Source organism: Streptomyces sp. NBC_01166 (genome assembly GCF_045039765.1).
Lineage (GTDB): Bacteria > Actinomycetota > Actinomycetes > Streptomycetales > Streptomycetaceae > Streptomyces.
The window spans coordinates 1,570,743-1,586,925 of the sequence record NZ_CP108613.1 but is presented as its reverse complement, the minus strand read 5'-3'; the positions used below and the strand labels follow the sequence as shown (position 1 = coordinate 1,586,925).

At 70.0% G+C, this 16,183-nt stretch carries 16 protein-coding genes; 15 read left to right on the top strand and 1 reads right to left on the bottom strand.

Annotation, left to right across the window (positions count from 1 at the left end; genetic code table 11):
* Window positions 1-14 precede the first annotated feature (14 nt).
* From OG379_RS07255 to nusB, 3 genes are all read left to right on the top strand, one after another.
* Window positions 15-1,121 carry a M24 family metallopeptidase gene (locus OG379_RS07255; RefSeq protein WP_405660508.1) on the top strand — a complete coding sequence of 369 codons (1,107 nt, stop codon included), beginning with the start codon at window positions 15-17 and terminating at the stop codon, window positions 1,119-1,121.
* Window positions 1,122-1,196: 75 nt separating this feature from the next.
* Complete coding sequence (efp, locus tag OG379_RS07250; RefSeq protein ID WP_014044814.1) at window positions 1,197-1,763, top strand: elongation factor P; 567 nt, start codon at window positions 1,197-1,199, stop codon at window positions 1,761-1,763.
* 2 nt (window positions 1,764-1,765) lie between these two features.
* A complete protein-coding gene (gene nusB, locus OG379_RS07245; RefSeq protein WP_031097763.1) occupies window positions 1,766-2,197 on the top strand; it encodes a transcription antitermination factor NusB in 432 nt (143 codons plus the stop codon).
* A 170-nt stretch (window positions 2,198-2,367) separates the two neighbouring features.
* Here nusB and bldD read toward each other — a convergent pair whose 3' ends face one another.
* On the bottom strand, window positions 2,368-2,868 hold the full coding sequence (gene bldD, locus OG379_RS07240; protein ID WP_014157378.1) for a transcriptional regulator BldD: 501 nt from the start codon (window positions 2,866-2,868) through the stop codon (window positions 2,368-2,370).
* A gap of 221 nt (window positions 2,869-3,089) precedes the next feature.
* Here bldD and pyrR point away from each other — a divergent pair, with 221 nt between their 5' ends.
* The 12 genes from pyrR (at window position 3,090) to coaBC (ending at window position 16,112) form a co-directional block, all read left to right on the top strand.
* Entirely contained in the window at window positions 3,090-3,674 is a 585-nt protein-coding gene (gene pyrR, locus OG379_RS07235; RefSeq protein ID WP_401522886.1) for a bifunctional pyr operon transcriptional regulator/uracil phosphoribosyltransferase PyrR, read from the top strand.
* A 90-nt stretch (window positions 3,675-3,764) separates the two neighbouring features.
* Entirely contained in the window at window positions 3,765-4,781 is a 1,017-nt protein-coding gene (locus tag OG379_RS07230) for an aspartate carbamoyltransferase catalytic subunit (protein WP_356712559.1), read from the top strand.
* 2 nt (window positions 4,782-4,783) lie between these two features.
* On the top strand, window positions 4,784-6,070 hold the full coding sequence (locus tag OG379_RS07225) for a dihydroorotase (protein WP_393765784.1): 1,287 nt from the start codon (window positions 4,784-4,786) through the stop codon (window positions 6,068-6,070).
* Window positions 6,067-6,681 carry a hypothetical protein gene (locus tag OG379_RS07220; protein ID WP_405660506.1) on the top strand — a complete coding sequence of 205 codons (615 nt, stop codon included), beginning with the start codon at window positions 6,067-6,069 and terminating at the stop codon, window positions 6,679-6,681. The genes OG379_RS07225 and OG379_RS07220 overlap by 4 nt, the downstream gene beginning before the upstream one ends.
* Window positions 6,678-7,820 (top strand): glutamine-hydrolyzing carbamoyl-phosphate synthase small subunit, encoded by a 1,143-nt coding sequence (gene carA / locus OG379_RS07215; protein WP_405660504.1) that lies wholly within the window; start codon window positions 6,678-6,680, stop codon window positions 7,818-7,820. Before OG379_RS07220 ends, carA begins: the two co-directional genes overlap by 4 nt.
* Window positions 7,813-11,121: a carbamoyl-phosphate synthase large subunit gene (gene carB / locus OG379_RS07210; protein ID WP_405660501.1), complete on the top strand. Its 3,309-nt coding sequence runs from the start codon at window positions 7,813-7,815 to the stop codon at window positions 11,119-11,121. The genes carA and carB overlap by 8 nt, the downstream gene beginning before the upstream one ends.
* Before the next feature lie 56 nt (window positions 11,122-11,177).
* A complete protein-coding gene (locus OG379_RS07205; RefSeq protein WP_405660499.1) occupies window positions 11,178-12,287 on the top strand; it encodes a quinone-dependent dihydroorotate dehydrogenase in 1,110 nt (369 codons plus the stop codon).
* Complete coding sequence (pyrF, locus tag OG379_RS07200; RefSeq protein WP_405660497.1) at window positions 12,284-13,123, top strand: orotidine-5'-phosphate decarboxylase; 840 nt, start codon at window positions 12,284-12,286, stop codon at window positions 13,121-13,123. Before OG379_RS07205 ends, pyrF begins: the two co-directional genes overlap by 4 nt.
* 244 nt (window positions 13,124-13,367) lie before the next feature.
* Entirely contained in the window at window positions 13,368-13,691 is a 324-nt protein-coding gene (locus OG379_RS07195; RefSeq protein WP_014157387.1) for an integration host factor, read from the top strand.
* A gap of 38 nt (window positions 13,692-13,729) precedes the next feature.
* Window positions 13,730-14,347 (top strand): guanylate kinase, encoded by a 618-nt coding sequence (gene gmk, locus OG379_RS07190; protein ID WP_401522912.1) that lies wholly within the window; start codon window positions 13,730-13,732, stop codon window positions 14,345-14,347.
* Window positions 14,348-14,445: 98 nt separating this feature from the next.
* Window positions 14,446-14,718: a DNA-directed RNA polymerase subunit omega gene (gene rpoZ, locus OG379_RS07185; RefSeq protein ID WP_003970369.1), complete on the top strand. Its 273-nt coding sequence runs from the start codon at window positions 14,446-14,448 to the stop codon at window positions 14,716-14,718.
* Window positions 14,719-14,909: 191 nt separating this feature from the next.
* On the top strand, window positions 14,910-16,112 hold the full coding sequence (coaBC, locus tag OG379_RS07180; protein ID WP_405660494.1) for a bifunctional phosphopantothenoylcysteine decarboxylase/phosphopantothenate--cysteine ligase CoaBC: 1,203 nt from the start codon (window positions 14,910-14,912) through the stop codon (window positions 16,110-16,112).
* Window positions 16,113-16,183: the final 71 nt, after the last annotated feature.

Sequence of the window (16,183 nt, the reverse complement as noted above, 5' to 3'; positions counted from 1 at the left end):
GTAGGCTCGGGAACATGTCAGAGGTGTACGCCGTCCGACGCGGGCAGCTGCGTGACCGGTACGCCGCCGCCGGATCCGCGGCCGCCCTGGTCTCCCGCCCCGCCAACGTCCGCTATCTCGCGGGCGGGGCCCCGCCCGGCGCCGTGCTGCTGCTCGGCCCCGGCGAGGATGTCCTGCTCTCCCCCCGCGCGCCGACCGGGGACCCCGCCCACGGGCGCCCCGACGAGGGGCTGCGACTGACCGTCCTCCCCGACGCCGACAGCGACCCGGTGGTCGCGGCGGCCGAGCTCGCCGCTCGCCTGCACGCCGAGTCCCTGTCGGTCGAGGAACACGACCTGACGGTCTCCCGCCACCGCGCCATGAGTTCCGTCGCGCCCCGCCTGCGCCTCGGTGACCTGGGCAGCACGGTGGAGCAGCTTCGTCTCGTGAAGGACGAGGAGGAGATCGCCTGCCTGCGGATCGCCGCGGAGATCACCGACCAGGCGCTGGGCGAGCTCCTCGAATCCATCCTGGTGGGACGCACGGAACGCCACCTCGCCCTGGAGCTGGAGCGCCGGCTGGTGGACCACGGTGCCGACGGCCCGGCCTTCGCCACCTCGGTGGGGACGGGCCCCCACTCCGGTCTGGGGCGCCACCGGCCCACCGACCGCAGGGTCGAGGAGGGTGATTTCCTCTCCGTCTGTCTGGGAGCGAACTACCGCGGCTACCGCTGCGAGATCGGCCGCACCTTCGTCATCGGGACCAGTCCCGCGGACTGGCAGATCGAGCTCTACGACCTTGTTTTCGCCGCTCAGAGGGCCGGCAGGGAGGCTCTCGCCCCCGGTGCCGCCTACCGCGACGTGGACCGCGCGGCCCGCCATCTCCTGGACTCCGCGGGTCACGCGGACTGCCTCCAGCCCAGCACCGGGCACGGGGTCGGACTCGAAATCGACGAGGACCCGCAGTTGGCACCGACAGCCATGGGTAAACTGGACGCTTGTGTGCCGGTCACCGTCGAACCGGGGGTCCACCTCCCGGGCCGGGGCGGTGTCCGGATCGATGACACGCTCGTCGTGCGCCCCGAGGCGGACGGCGGACCCGAGCTACTCACCATTACGACCAAGGAGCTGCTCGCGCTCTAGGGGAACTCCTCGCGGAGGACTCCGGGCGCGCATCCTTTGTCGTCCACCAGCTTCAGTCCAGGAGATTCCGCAACCGTGGCTTCCACGAACGACCTCAAGAACGGCCTGGTGCTCAAGCTCGACGGAGGCCAGCTCTGGTCCGTCGTCGAGTTCCAGCACGTCAAGCCCGGCAAGGGCCCCGCCTTCGTGCGCACCAAGCTCAAGAACGTGCTCTCCGGCAAGGTCGTCGACAAGACGTTCAACGCCGGCGTGAAGGTCGAAACGGCCACCATCGACCGCCGGGACATGCAGTTCTCGTACATGGACGGCGAGTACTTCGTCTTCATGGACATGGACACGTACGACCAGCTCATGGTCGACCGCAAGGCCGTCGGCGACGCCGCCAACTTCCTGATCGAGGGCTTCACCGCCTCCGTGGCGCAGCACGAGGGCGAGGTGCTCTACGTCGAGCTGCCCGCCGCGGTCGAGCTGACCATCCAGCACACCGACCCGGGCGTCCAGGGCGACCGCTCCACCGGTGGCTCCAAGCCCGCCACCCTGGAGACCGGTTACGAGATCGGTGTCCCGCTCTTCATCACCACCGGCGAGAAGATCAAGGTCGACACCCGTACGGGCGACTACCTCGGCCGGGTGAACAGCTAACCGTGGCTGCCCGGAACAAGGCCCGCAAGCGCGCCTTCCAGATCCTTTTCGAGGCCGACCAGCGCGGTGAGTCCGTGCAGACGGTCCTCGCGGACTGGGTACGGCTCTCGCGGACCGATGACCGTCAGCCGCCGGTCGGTGAATTCACGATGGAGCTGGTCGAGGGGTACGCGCAGTACGCGGACCGGATCGACGACCTCATCGTCACCTATGCCGTGGACTGGGAGATCGACCGCATGCCGGTCGTCGACCGGAGCATCCTGCGGCTCGGGGCGTACGAGCTGATCTGGATGGACTCGACCCCGGACGCCGTGGTGATCGACGAGGCGGTCCAGCTCGCCAAGGAGTTCTCCACGGACGACTCCCCGGCCTTCGTGAACGGCCTGCTGGCCCGGTTCAAGGACCTCAAGCCGAATCTCCGCCGGGAGCAGTAGCCTCCGGCGGCGACAGAGCCGAACGAAGGGCCCACGGTCGCACGCGACCGTGGGCCCTTCGGCGTGTCCGCCCCGGCTGCGGCGGAACGGGCCGGGACATGAGAACGCCGGGCCGGCGGAGTCCTCAGGACTCCGCCGGCCCGGCGGCAGGCTCTACGTGGTGCTGGTGGTCAGCCCTCGTCGTGGGCCACGGCGCGACGCGCGTCGGCGTCCAGCACGCCCCAGCTGATCAGCTGCTCCGTGAGCACGGACGGCGACTGGTCGTAGATCACGGCCAGGGTGCGCAGGTCGTCCTGGCGGATGGACAGCACCTTGCCGTTGTAGTCGCCACGCTGGCTCTGGATCGTCGCCGCGTAACGCTGCAGCGGTCCGGCCTTCTCCGGCGGCACGTGGGCGAGGCGCTCGAGGTCGAGGACCAGCTTCGGCGGCGGCTCGGCGGCACCGCCAGGAGTCGTACCGGGCAGGAGCTCCTGCACCGGGACGCCGTAGAAGTCGGCCAGCTCGGCAAGGCGCTGAACGGTCACGGCGCGGTCGCCGCGCTCGTAGGAACCGACCACGACGGCCTTCCAGCGGCCCTGCGACTTCTCCTCCACGCCGTGGAGGGAGAGGCCCTGCTGGGTGCGGATGGCGCGGAGCTTGGCCCCGAGCTGCTTTGCGTATTCGCTGGACATAAGGCTCCCCGGACGCTGGAACATTCTGCGGCTGGGCCGCGTGGCTGGTAACTCACTGTGAGGTTACGCAGCGTTACTTGGCTGCGTCAAGCCGAAAGGTCCGGACTGCGGCCTCCCGGGGGCGGGGCCAGGGCCTCGCACAAGCCCTGGTAACGTGGATGACGCAATTTCGACGTCCTTTAACGTCCGTCCAGTGAGGCGGAGAAGGAGGTCCGTTTCTTATGGACGCACAGCATGACCACACCGGCAATGCGGCACGCCCCGTTCTCGAGGCTCCCGACATCGCCCGGGTACTGACCCGAATCGCCCACGAGATCGTCGAACGCGCCAGGGGCGCCGACGACGTGGTGCTCCTCGGCATCCCGACACGAGGGGTCTTCCTCGCCCGTCGGCTCGCCGGAAAGCTCGAAGAGATCACCGGCCGGAAGACGCCGGTCGGGTCACTCGACATCACGATGTACCGCGACGATCTGCGGATGCGCCCGGCGCGTGCCCTCGCGCGCACCGAGATCCCCGGTGAGGGCATCGAGGGCAGCCTCGTCGTGCTCGTCGACGACGTGCTCTTCTCCGGCCGCACGATCCGCGCCGCACTCGACGCGCTCGGCGACATCGGCCGGCCCCGTGCCGTACAGCTCGCGGTCCTCGTCGACCGGGGCCACCGCGAGCTCCCGATCCGTGCCGACTACGTCGGCAAGAACCTCCCCACGTCGCTGCGGGAGACGGTCAAGGTCCAGCTCGCCGAGGAGGACGGCCGCGACGCCGTGCTGCTCGGTGTCAAGCAGACCGTCCCGGCAGGCGAGCAGTAGCCGAGTCCCGTCCTGTGCGCCCGAAAGGCCGCACGGCTGCTTCAGCACGCCCGCCTGCCTGATCCCTCCACCCTTCACGGAGACTCCCAGATGCTGCGCCCTCCCGGGGACAACCCCCGGACACCCCGCCACCTCATCTCGGCCGCAGACCTCACCCGCGACGACGCCGTCCTGATCCTCGACACCGCCGAGGAGATGGCGAGGGTCGCGGACCGGCCGATCAAGAAGCTTCCCACCCTGCGTGGACGAACGGTCGTCAACCTCTTCTTCGAGGACTCGACCCGGACGCGGATCTCGTTCGAGGCCGCCGCCAAGCGCCTCTCCGCCGACGTCATCAACTTCTCCGCCAAGGGCTCGTCCGTCTCCAAGGGCGAGTCGCTCAAGGACACCGCCCTGACCCTGGAGGCCATGGGCGCCGACGCCGTCGTCATCCGGCACGGCGCCTCCGGAGCCCCGTACCGCCTCGCGACCTCGGGCTGGATCGACAGCGCCGTCGTCAACGCGGGTGACGGCACGCACGAGCACCCCACCCAGGCACTGCTCGACGCGTTCACGATGCGCCGCAGGCTGGTGGGCCCCGACGCGGGCATCGGCCGCGACCTCGAAGGCCGCCGGATCACGATCGTCGGCGACATCCTGCACAGCCGCGTGGCCCGCTCCAACGTGCACCTGCTGCACACGCTCGGTGCGCACGTCACCCTGGTGGCCCCGCCCACCCTCGTGCCCGTAGGCGTCGAGCAGTGGCCCTGCGACGTCAGCTACCGCCTCGACGACGTGCTGCCGAAGTCCGACGCCGTCATGATGCTCCGTGTGCAGCGCGAGCGGATGAACGCCGCCTACTTCCCGACCGAGCGCGAGTACTCCCGCCGCTACGGCCTGGACGGCGAACGCATGGCTCGGATGCCCGAGCACGCCATCGTGATGCACCCCGGCCCGATGGTCCGCGGCATGGAGATCACCGCCGAGGTCGCGGACTCCGACCGCTGCACCGCCGTCGAACAGGTCGCGAACGGCGTCTCCACCCGCATGGCCGTCCTGTACCTGCTGCTGGGCGGTTCCGAGACCGCCCTGCCGTCCGCCTCCGCCCGTACCGAGGAGAACAAGTAACCATGAGCAAGATCCTGATCCGCGGTGCGAAGGTCCTCGGCGGCGAGCCGCAGGACGTCCTCATCGACGGCGAGACGGTCGCGGAGACCGGCACCGGCATCGAGGCGGGCGACGCCACCGTGATCGAGGCGGCAGGCCGGATCCTGCTGCCCGGCCTCGTCGACCTGCACACCCACCTGCGTGAGCCCGGCCGCGAGGACTCCGAGACCGTCCTCACCGGGACCAGGGCGGCCGCGGTCGGCGGCTTCACCGCCGTCCACGCCATGGCCAACACCTTCCCCGTCGCCGACACCGCCGGCGTCGTCGAGCAGGTCTGGCGGCTCGGCAGGGAGTCCGGCTACTGCGACGTGCAGCCCGTCGGCGCCGTCACCGTCGGCCTGGAGGGCAAGCAGCTCGCCGAGCTCGGCGCCATGCACGACTCCGCCGCCGGGGTGAAGGTCTTCTCCGACGACGGCAAGTGCGTCGACGACGCCGTGATCATGCGCCGCGCACTGGAGTACGTGAAGGCCTTCGACGGTGTCGTCGCCCAGCACGCCCAGGAGCCCCGCCTCACCGAGGGCGCCCAGATGAACGAGGGCGTCGTCTCGGCCGAGCTCGGCCTCGGCGGCTGGCCCGCCGTCGCCGAGGAGTCGATCATCGCGCGCGACGTCCTCCTCGCCGCCCACGTCGGCTCCCGGGTCCACATCTGCCACCTGTCGACCGCCGGCTCCGTGGAGATCGTCCGCTGGGCCAAGTCCAAGGGCTGGAACGTCACCGCAGAGGTCACCCCGCACCACCTGCTCCTCACCGACGAGCTCGTACGGACGTACAACCCGGTCTACAAGGTGAACCCGCCGCTGCGTACCGAGGCCGACGTCATGGCCCTGCGCGAGGCCCTCGCCGACGGCACCATCGACTGTGTGGCCACCGACCACGCGCCCCACCCGCACGAGGACAAGGACTGCGAGTGGGCCGCCGCCGCCATGGGCATGGTGGGCCTGGAGACCGCGCTCTCCGTGGTCCAGCAGACGATGGTGGACACCGGTCTCCTCGACTGGGCGGGCGTCGCGGACCGCATGTCCTTCCGCCCCGCGGCCATCGGCAGGCTCGAAGGACACGGCCGGCCCGTCTCGGCGGGTGAGCCCGCCAACCTCACCCTGGTCGATCCGGCATACCGTGGAGCTGTGGACCCCGCGGGCTTCGCCTCCCGCAGCCGCAACACTCCGTACGAGGGTCGCGAGCTGCCCGGCCGAGTGACCCACACCTTCCTGCGGGGCCGTGCCACGGTCGTCGACGGGAAGCTCGCGTGACAACACTCAACCCCCTCTACCAGCTGGCCGCCGAAGAGAAGTCGGCCGAAGTGACGGACTGGTCCGCCCGCATCAGCTGGGTCCTCGGACTGGTCGTCCTCATCGCCTTCGTCTACTGGCTGATGCGCCAGGGATGGAAGTGGCGGGGGAGCCTGCAGTCCGGCCTGCCCGAACTCACGACCACCCCCGAAGGGTTCGCGGACGGCGAGAAGCTGCTCACACTCACGGGCCGCTACCACGCCTCGACGACCGCCGGGCAGTGGCTCGACCGGATCGTGGCGCACGGCCTCGGCACCCGCAGCCGGGTCGAGCTGACCCTCACCGCGCAGGGCCTCGACGTCGTACGCACCGGGGCGGCCGACTTCTTCGTACCGGCCGCCGCGCTGCGCGAGGCCAGGCTCGACAAGGCGCTCGCCGGCAAGGTCCTGCCCGAGGGCGGCCTCCTGGTCATCACCTGGGAGCACGGCGACCAGCTGATCGACTCCGGCTTCCGCTCCGACCGCGCGGCCGAGCACCAGGCGTGGGTCGACGCCGTCAATCACCTCACCGGCGCAGCCGGTGACCACCTCACCAGCACCACCACCAGCACGACGGAAGGCACCGCACGATGACGATCTCCACCCGGGGAGCCGGAAAGGCTCCCGCCGTACTCGTCCTGGAGGACGGCCGCTCCTTCCGCGGCCGCGCCTACGGGGCCGTGGGGGAGACCTTCGGCGAGGCGGTGTTCTCCACCGGCATGACCGGTTACCAGGAAACGCTGACCGACCCCTCGTACCACCGCCAGGTCGTCGTCATGACCGCCCCGCACGTCGGCAACACCGGCGTGAACGACGAGGACCCCGAGTCCAAGCAGATCTGGGTCTCCGGCTACGTCGTGCGCGACCCCGCCCGGACCCCCTCCAACTGGCGCTCCCGCCGTTCGCTGGACGAGGAGCTCGAGAGCCAGGGCGTCGTCGGCATCAGCGGCATCGACACCCGCGCGCTCACCCGCCATCTCCGGGAGCGCGGCGCGATGCGCGTCGGCATCTTCTCCGGCAACGCCATCCAGGACGAGGGCGTGCTGCTCGCCAAGGTGCGCCAGGCGCCCGAGATGAGCGGAGCCGACCTCGCGGCCGAGGTCGCCACCAAGGAGGCGTACGTCGTCCCCGCCGTCGGCACCAAGAAGTTCACGGTCGCGGCGATCGACCTCGGCATCAAGGGCATGACCCCGCACCGCATGGCCGAGCGCGGCATCGAGGTGCACGTCCTGCCGGCCACCGCGACCCTCGACGAGGTGTACGCGGTGAAGCCCGACGGAGTCTTCTTCTCCAACGGCCCCGGCGACCCGTCCACCGCCGACCACCCCGTCGCCCTCATGCGGGGTGTCCTGGAGCGGAAGACCCCGCTCTTCGGCATCTGCTTCGGTAACCAGATCCTCGGCCGCTCGCTCGGCTTCGGCACCTACAAGCTGAAGTACGGCCACCGGGGCATCAACCAGCCCGTGCAGGACCGCACGACCGGCAAGGTCGAGGTCACCGCGCACAACCACGGCTTCGCCGTCGACGCCCCCCTCGACAAGGTCTCGGACACGGCGTTCGGCCGCGCCGAGGTCTCCCACGTATGCCTGAACGACCAGGTCGTCGAGGGCCTCCAGCTGCTCGACCAGCCGGCCTTCAGCGTCCAGTACCACCCCGAAGCAGCCGCCGGCCCGCACGACGCCGCGTACCTCTTCGACCGTTTCGTCACCCTGATGGAGGGCCCGCGTGCCTAAGCGCTCCGATATCCAGTCCGTCCTGGTCATCGGCTCCGGTCCGATCGTCATCGGGCAGGCCGCCGAGTTCGACTACTCCGGCACCCAGGCCTGCCGCGTGCTCAAGGCCGAGGGCCTGCGCGTCATCCTGGTAAACTCCAACCCGGCGACGATCATGACCGACCCGGAGATCGCCGACGCCACGTACGTCGAGCCGATCACCCCCGAGTTCGTCGAGAAGATCATCGCCAAGGAGCGCCCCGACGCGCTGCTCCCGACCCTGGGCGGCCAGACCGCACTCAACACCGCGATCTCCATGCACGACAACGGAGTGCTGGAGAAGTACGGCGTCGAGCTCATCGGCGCCAACGTCGAGGCCATCAACAAGGGCGAGGACCGCGACCTCTTCAAGGGGGTCGTCGAAGCCGTCAAGGCGAAGATCGGTTACGGCGAGTCAGCCCGCTCCGTCATCTGCCACACGATGGACGACGTCATCGCGGGCGTCGACACCCTCGGCGGCTATCCCGTCGTCGTCCGCCCCTCCTTCACCATGGGCGGCGCCGGCTCCGGCTTCGCCCACGACGAGGAGGAGCTGCGCCGCATCGCCGGACAGGGCCTCACGCTCTCGCCGACCACCGAGGTGCTCCTTGAGGAGTCCATCCTTGGCTGGAAGGAGTACGAGCTGGAGCTGATGCGCGACAAGAACGACAACGTCGTGGTCGTCTGCTCCATCGAGAACTTCGACCCGATGGGCGTCCACACCGGCGACTCCATCACCGTCGCCCCGGCGATGACCCTCACCGACCGTGAGTACCAGCGGCTGCGCGACATCGGCATCGCGATCATCCGCGAGGTCGGCGTCGACACCGGCGGCTGCAACATCCAGTTCGCGATCGACCCGGCCGACGGCCGGATCATCGTGATCGAGATGAACCCGCGCGTCTCCCGCTCCTCGGCGCTCGCCTCGAAGGCCACCGGCTTCCCGATCGCCAAGATCGCCGCCAAGCTGGCCGTGGGCTACACGCTCGACGAGATCCCCAACGACATCACCGAGAAGACGCCGGCCTCCTTCGAGCCGACACTCGACTACGTCGTCGTCAAGGCCCCGCGCTTCGCCTTCGAGAAGTTCCCGTCCGCCGACTCCACCCTCACCACCACCATGAAGTCGGTGGGCGAGGCCATGGCGATCGGCCGCAACTTCACCGAGGCCCTCCAGAAGGCCCTGCGCTCCCTGGAGAAGAAGGGCTCGCAGTTCGCCTTCACCGGCGAGACGGGCGACAAGGCCGAACTGCTCGCCGAAGCGGTCCGCCCCACGGACGGCCGCATCAACACCGTGATGCAGGCGATCCGCGCCGGCGCCACCCAGGAAGAGGTCTTCGACGCCACGAAGATCGACCCCTGGTTCGTCGACCAGCTCTTCCTGATCAAGGAGATCGCCGACGAGCTGGCCGCCGCCGAGCGCCTCGACACCGACCTCCTGGCCGAGGCCAAGCGGCACGGCTTCTCCGACACGCAGATCGGCGAGATCCGCGGCCTGCGCGAGGACGTCGTGCGCGAGGTCCGGCACGCGCTGGGCATCCGCCCGGTCTACAAGACGGTCGACACCTGCGCCGCCGAGTTCGCCGCGAAGACGCCGTACTTCTACTCCAGCTACGACGAGGAGAGCGAGGTCGCGCCGCGCACCAAGCCCGCGGTGATCATCCTCGGCTCCGGCCCGAACCGCATCGGCCAGGGCATCGAGTTCGACTACTCCTGCGTCCACGCCTCCTTCGCCCTGAGCGACGCGGGCTACGAGACCGTGATGGTCAACTGCAACCCGGAGACCGTCTCCACGGACTACGACACCTCCGACCGGCTCTACTTCGAGCCGCTCACGCTCGAGGACGTCCTGGAGATCGTGCACGCCGAGTCGCTGGCCGGCCCGATCGCCGGTGTGATCGTCCAGCTCGGCGGCCAGACCCCGCTCGGACTCTCGCAGGCGCTCAAGGACAACGGCGTGCCGATCGTGGGGACCTCCCCGGAGGCCATCCACGCCGCCGAGGACCGCGGCGCCTTCGGCCGGGTTCTCGCCGAGGCCGGCCTGCCGGCCCCGAAGCACGGCACCGCCACCACCTTCACCGAGGCCAAGGCCATCGCCGACGAGATCGGCTACCCCGTCCTCGTGCGCCCGTCCTACGTGCTCGGCGGCCGGGGCATGGAGATCGTCTACGACGAGACCCGCCTGTCCTCGTACATCGAGGAGTCCACCGAGATCAGCCCCACCCGGCCGGTCCTGGTCGACCGCTTCCTCGACGACGCGATCGAGATCGACGTCGACGCTCTCTACGACGGCACCGAGCTCTACCTCGGCGGCGTCATGGAGCACATCGAGGAGGCCGGCATCCACTCCGGCGACTCGGCGTGCGCGCTGCCCCCGATCACCCTGGGCGGTTATGACATCAAGCGGCTGCGCGCCTCCACCGAGGGCATCGCCAAGGGCGTCGGCGTACGCGGGCTGATCAACATCCAGTTCGCGCTCTCCGGCGACATCCTCTACGTCCTGGAGGCCAACCCGCGCGCCTCGCGGACCGTCCCCTTCACCTCGAAGGCGACCGCGGTCCCGCTCGCGAAGGCCGCCGCCCGCATCTCGCTGGGCGCGACCGTCGCGGAGCTGCGCGCGGAGGGCCTGCTGCCGAAGACCGGCGACGGCGGCACCCTGCCGCTGGACGCGCCGATCTCCGTCAAGGAGGCCGTCATGCCGTGGTCGCGCTTCCGCGACATCCAGGGCCGCGGCGTCGACACGGTCCTCGGCCCGGAGATGCGCTCCACCGGTGAGGTCATGGGCATCGACTCCGTCTTCGGCACGGCGTACGCCAAGTCGCAGGCCGGCGCCTACGGACCGCTGCCCACCAAGGGCCGTGCCTTCATCTCGGTCGCCAACCGCGACAAGCGCACGATGATCTTCCCGGCCCGCGAGCTGGTCGCCCACGGCTTCGAGCTGATGGCCACCTCCGGCACCGCCGAGGTCCTCAAGCGCAACGGCATCAACGCCACGGTCGTGCGCAAGCTCTCCGAGGGCGAGGGTCCCAACGGCGAGAAGACCATCGTCCAGCTGATCCACGACGGTGAGGTCGACCTCATCGTCAACACCCCGTACGGGACGGGCGGCCGGCTCGACGGCTACGAGATCCGCACCGCGGCGGTCGCCCGGTCGGTGCCGTGCCTCACGACGGTCCAGGCGCTCGCCGCCGCCGTCCAGGGCATCGACGCGCTGAACCACGGCGGCGTCGGCGTACGTTCCCTCCAGGAACACGCGGAACATCTGACCGCGGCCCGCGACTAGGAAGCCCAGCAGGGGGACACCGGAAACGGTGTCCCCCTCTTCATGAGGACACCGTGATGTACAAACTCTTCTTCCAGCTGGTCTTCAAGCGGATGGACCCGGAGCAGGCCCACCACCTCGCCTTCCGCTGGATCCGCCTCGCCGCCCGCACCCCGGTCCTGCGCACCTTCGTCGCCGCCGCGCTCGCCCCCCGCCACGAGGAGCTGCGCACCGAGGCCCTCGGCCTGCGCATGCACGGCCCGTTCGGGCTCGCCGCCGGCTTCGACAAGAACGCCGTCGCCATCGACGGCATGTCCATGCTCGGCTTCGACCACATCGAGATCGGCACGGTCACCGGTGAGCCGCAGCCCGGCAACCCGAAGAAGCGGCTGTTCCGTCTCGTCGCGGACCGGGCGCTGATCAACCGCATGGGCTTCAACAACGAGGGCTCCGCGGCCGTGGCCGAACGCCTCGCCGCCCGCACCCCGGTCTTCCGTACGACCGTCGGTGTCAACATCGGCAAGACCAAGGTCGTCCCCGAGGACGAGGCCGTGGGCGACTACGTGAAGTCCACCGAGCGGCTCGCCGCCCACGCCGACTACCTCGTCGTGAACGTCTCCTCGCCCAACACGCCCGGTCTGCGCAACCTCCAGGCCACCGAGGCGCTCCGCCCGCTGCTCACCGCCGTGCGTGAGGCCGCCGACCGCACCGTCACCGGCCGGCGGGTCCCGCTCCTCGTCAAGATCGCCCCGGACCTCGCGGACGAGGACGTCGACGCGGTCGCCGACCTCGCCGTCGAGCTGGGTCTCGACGGCATCATCGCCACCAACACCACCATCGCCCGCGACGGCCTCGGCCTGAAGTCCGACGCCTCCCTGGTCAAGGAGACCGGCGGACTCTCCGGCGCGCCCCTCAAGGAGCGCTCCCTGGAGGTCCTGAGCCGCCTGTACGCCCGCGTGGGCACCCGGATCACCCTGGTGGGCGTCGGGGGCATCGAGAACGCCGAGGACGCCTGGCAGCGCATCCTGGCCGGTGCCACGCTCGTCCAGGGCTACAGCGCCTTCATCTACGAGGGCCCGTTCTACGCCCGCGCGGTCCACAAGGGCCTGGCCGCCCGCCTGGCCGCATCCCCGTACGCCACCCTCGCCGAAGCCGTCGGCGCCGAGACACGGAAGGTCATGCAGTGACCCTTGAACCCTTCGGCGCGCGCCTGCGCCACGCCATGGACACCCGCGGGCCGCTCTGCGTCGGCATCGACCCGCACTCCTCCCTGCTCACCTCCTGGGGCCTGAACGACGACATCGCGGGCCTGGAGCGCTTCACCCGTACGGTCGTCGAGGCACTGGCCGACCGGGTCGCCGTGCTCAAACCGCAGTCCGCGTTCTTCGAGCGCTTCGGATCGCGCGGCATCGCCGTCCTGGAGAAGGCCGTCGAAGAGGCCCGCGCGGCGGGGGCCCTCGTGCTGATGGACGCCAAGCGCGGTGACATCGGGTCGACCATGGAGGCCTACGCGGCCACCTACCTCGACAAGGACTCGCCGCTCTTCTCCGACGCGGTCACGGTCTCGCCGTACCTCGGCTTCGGTTCGCTGCGCCCCGCGCTGGAGGCCGCCGAGATCTCCGGCGCGGGAGTCTTCGTGCTCGCCCTCACCTCCAACCCGGAGGGCGCGGAGGTCCAGCGGGCCACCGCGGCGGACGGACGGCCGCTGGCCCAGGTGATGCTCGACCACATGGCCGCCGAGAACGCGGGGGCGGCGCCGCTCGGCTCCGTCGGCGCGGTGGTCGGTGCCACGCTCGGGGACGCGGGTGTGGATCTGGCGATCAACGGTCCGCTGCTCGCTCCCGGCATCGGCGCCCAGGGCGCGACCCCCGCGGATCTGCCCGGTGTGTTCGGTGCCTCGGTGGGCAATGTGGTGCCGAGCGTGAGCCGGGGCGTGCTCCGCCACGGACCGGACGCGTCAGGGCTGCGCGAAGCCGCCGGACGGTTCGCGGACGAGGTCCGTACGGCCGTCTCGGAAAGCTGACCATGCCACGTAACAGCCTGTTCACGGAATTCTGACCAGAAATCCGGGTTGTTATGGCTGAAATGTCCGAGTCGATCAAGGCTGACCAGGACTTTTCCGCTGTTCTCGCTGACTCAGGCGGCCTTGGCCGCTAGTCTCCGTCGAGAGCCAACGAGCACTCGTTGTTCGTTGCTCACCAGGTGTGGTGCCACCAGGTTCCTCACCGGTCCGTATCCGACAGATCGACATCCGAGGTGACGTAGGCGTGGCTCTTCCGCCCCTTACCCCTGAACAGCGCGCAGCCGCGCTCGAAAAGGCCGCCGCGGCTCGCCGGGAGCGGGCCGAGGTCAAGAATCGACTCAAGCACTCCGGCGCCTCCCTCCACGAGGTCATCAAGCAGGGCCAGGAGAACGACGTCATCGGCAAGATGAAGGTCTCCGCCCTTCTCGAGTCCCTGCCGGGCGTGGGCAAGGTCCGCGCCAAGCAGATCATGGAGCGTCTCGGTATCTCCGAGAGCCGCCGTGTCCGGGGTCTTGGCTCCAACCAGATCGCATCCTTGGAGCGTGAGTTCGGCGGCAGCGCCGCCTGACGTTCTCAGGCACTCCTGAGAGCGGGGATAATCGCCCCATGGCTGCAACATCCCGGGGGACGTCCCCCGTACCCCCGGACGTACGTCCGCGGCTGACCGTGCTCTCCGGCCCCTCAGGGGTCGGCAAGAGCACGGTCGTCGCTCATATGCGCAAGGTTCACCCCGAGGTCTGGCTCTCGGTGTCCGCGACGACCCGTAAGCCACGCCCCGGCGAGCGCAACGGCGTCCACTACTTCTTCGTGGACGACGAGGAGTTCGACAAGCTGATCGCCAACGGCGAACTGCTGGAGTGGGCCGAGTTCGCGGGCAACCGGTACGGCACGCCGCGCCGGGCGGTGCTCGACCGCCTGGAGGCGGGCGAGCCGGTGCTGCTGGAGATCGACCTCCAGGGTGCCCGGCTGGTCCGCCAGTCGATGCCCGAGGCGCAGCTCGTCTTCCTGGCGCCGCCCGGCTGGGACGAGCTGGTGCGCCGGCTCACCGGCCGCGGGACCGAGTCGCAGGAAGTGATCGAGCGCCGGCTCGCCGCCGCGAAGGTCGAGCTGGCCGCCGAGGCGGAGTTCGACACCACGCTCGTCAACACCTCGGTCGAGGACGTGGCACGCGAGCTGCTAACGTTGATGCTGCAGGCTTCCGGCCTCCGTGGTACCGACGACTGACCCACTGTCCTCACCGTCCACGGACGCAGAGCATCACCACTGCGGAACCAGCATGATCAAAGATCTCTTTGATCTCTATCCCCTTCGGAAGGCAGAGAGTGTCCTCTTCCATCACCACGCCCGAGGGCATCATCAACCCGCCGATTGATGAGCTCCTTGAGGCCACCGACTCGAAGTACAGCCTTGTGATCTACGCCGCCAAGCGCGCGCGTCAGATCAACGCGTACTACTCGCAGCTCGGTGAAGGCCTCCTCGAGTACGTCGGTCCGCTCGTCGACACCCACGTGCACGAGAAGCCGCTCTCGATCGCGCTCCGCGAGATCAACGCGGGCCTGCTGACCTCCGAGGCCATCGAGGGCCCCGCGCAGTAAGCAGGCGGCAGGAAACGCACCTTCACCACAGGCCCGGCGGTCGGTACCCGCCGGGCCTGTGGTGTGTTCCGCGCCACCCACGGGATCCGCCGTACCGGCCGGACCGTGTCCGGGGCGGTGAGGCAGCATGGGGTGCGTACGTCACGAGGCCGCACGCGAGTGCGCGGAGAACACGAGTGCGGGGAGACGCAGTGGAGAAGCCGAGGGTCGTCCTGGGGGTCAGCGGAGGCATCGCCGCGTACAAGGCGTGCGAGCTGCTGCGCAGGCTGACCGAGTCCGGCCACGACGTACGGGTAGTCCCGACCGACGCGTCGCTGAACTTCGTCGGGGCGGCCACCTGGTCGGCCCTCTCCGGGAACCCCGTGTCGACCGAGGTCTGGGAGAGCGTGCACGAGGTGCCGCACGTCCGGATCGGCCAGGGCGCCGACCTCGTCGTGGTGGCCCCCGCCACCGCCGACATGCTCGCCAAGGCCGCCCACGGCCTCGCCGACGACCTCCTCACCAACACTCTGCTCACCGCGCGCTGTCCGGTCGTCTTCGCGCCCGCGATGCACACCGAGATGTGGGAGCACCCCGCCACCCAGGAGAACGTCGCCACCCTGCGCCGTCGCGGCGCCGTCGTCATCGAGCCCGCCGTCGGCCGGCTCACCGGCGTGGACACGGGCAAGGGCCGGCTGCCGGATCCGGGGGAGATCTTCGAGGTCTGCCGGCGCGTCCTGACCCGGGGCGCCGGCGCCCCCGACCTCGCGGGCCGGCACGTGGTGATCAGCGCGGGCGGCACGCGTGAGCCGCTGGACCCGGTGCGCTACCTGGGCAACCGCTCCTCCGGCAAGCAGGGCTACGCCCTGGCCCGCACCGCCGTCGCCCGCGGCGCCCGGGTCACGCTGATCGAGGCGAACACCGGGCTGCCCGACCCCGCGGGCGCCGACGTCGTGCGTGCCGGGACCGCCGTACAGCTGCGCGAGGCCGTGCTGAAGGCGGCGGCCGACGCCGACGTGGTGGTGATGGCCGCCGCCGTCGCCGACTTCCGGCCCGCCGCCTATGCGACCGGGAAGATCAAGAAGAAGGACGGCCAGGAGCCCGCCCCCGTCGCGCTCGTCCGCAATCCGGACATCCTCGCCGAGGTCGCCGCGGACCGCGCCCGGGAGGGGCAGCTCGTCGTCGGATTCGCCGCGGAGACCGACGACGTCCTCCGCAACGGCCGGGAGAAGCTCCGCCGCAAGGGCTGCGACCTCCTCGTCGTGAACGAGGTGGGGGAGCGCAAGACCTTCGGGTCGGAGGAGAACGAGGCGCTCGTGCTCGGGGCCGACGGCAGTGAGACGCCTGTGCCGTACGGACCGAAGGAAGCGCTTGCCGACACGGTTTGGGACCTGGTGACCGCGCGTTTCGACTAGATTGCACACACGCCGTCGCGGCGTGGAGAATCTCATGACATTCGGCCATATCTCGTACCCGGAAGGAGGGA

Bases quoted from the DNA above. Each gene is read 5' to 3' on its own strand.
- OG379_RS07255 (WP_405660508.1), top strand. From the start codon at position 15: ATGTCAGAGGTGTACGCCGTCCGACGCGGGCAGCTGCGTGACCGGTAC.
- bldD (WP_014157378.1), bottom strand. From the start codon at position 2,868: ATGTCCAGCGAATACGCAAAGCAGCTCGGGGCCAAGCTCCGCGCCATC.
- pyrR (WP_401522886.1), top strand. From the start codon at position 3,090: ATGGACGCACAGCATGACCACACCGGCAATGCGGCACGCCCCGTTCTC.
- OG379_RS07230 (WP_356712559.1), top strand. From the start codon at position 3,765: ATGCTGCGCCCTCCCGGGGACAACCCCCGGACACCCCGCCACCTCATC.
- OG379_RS07225 (WP_393765784.1), top strand. From the start codon at position 4,784: ATGAGCAAGATCCTGATCCGCGGTGCGAAGGTCCTCGGCGGCGAGCCG.
- carA (WP_405660504.1), top strand. From the start codon at position 6,678: ATGACGATCTCCACCCGGGGAGCCGGAAAGGCTCCCGCCGTACTCGTC.
- OG379_RS07205 (WP_405660499.1), top strand. From the start codon at position 11,178: ATGTACAAACTCTTCTTCCAGCTGGTCTTCAAGCGGATGGACCCGGAG.
- gmk (WP_401522912.1), top strand. From the start codon at position 13,730: ATGGCTGCAACATCCCGGGGGACGTCCCCCGTACCCCCGGACGTACGT.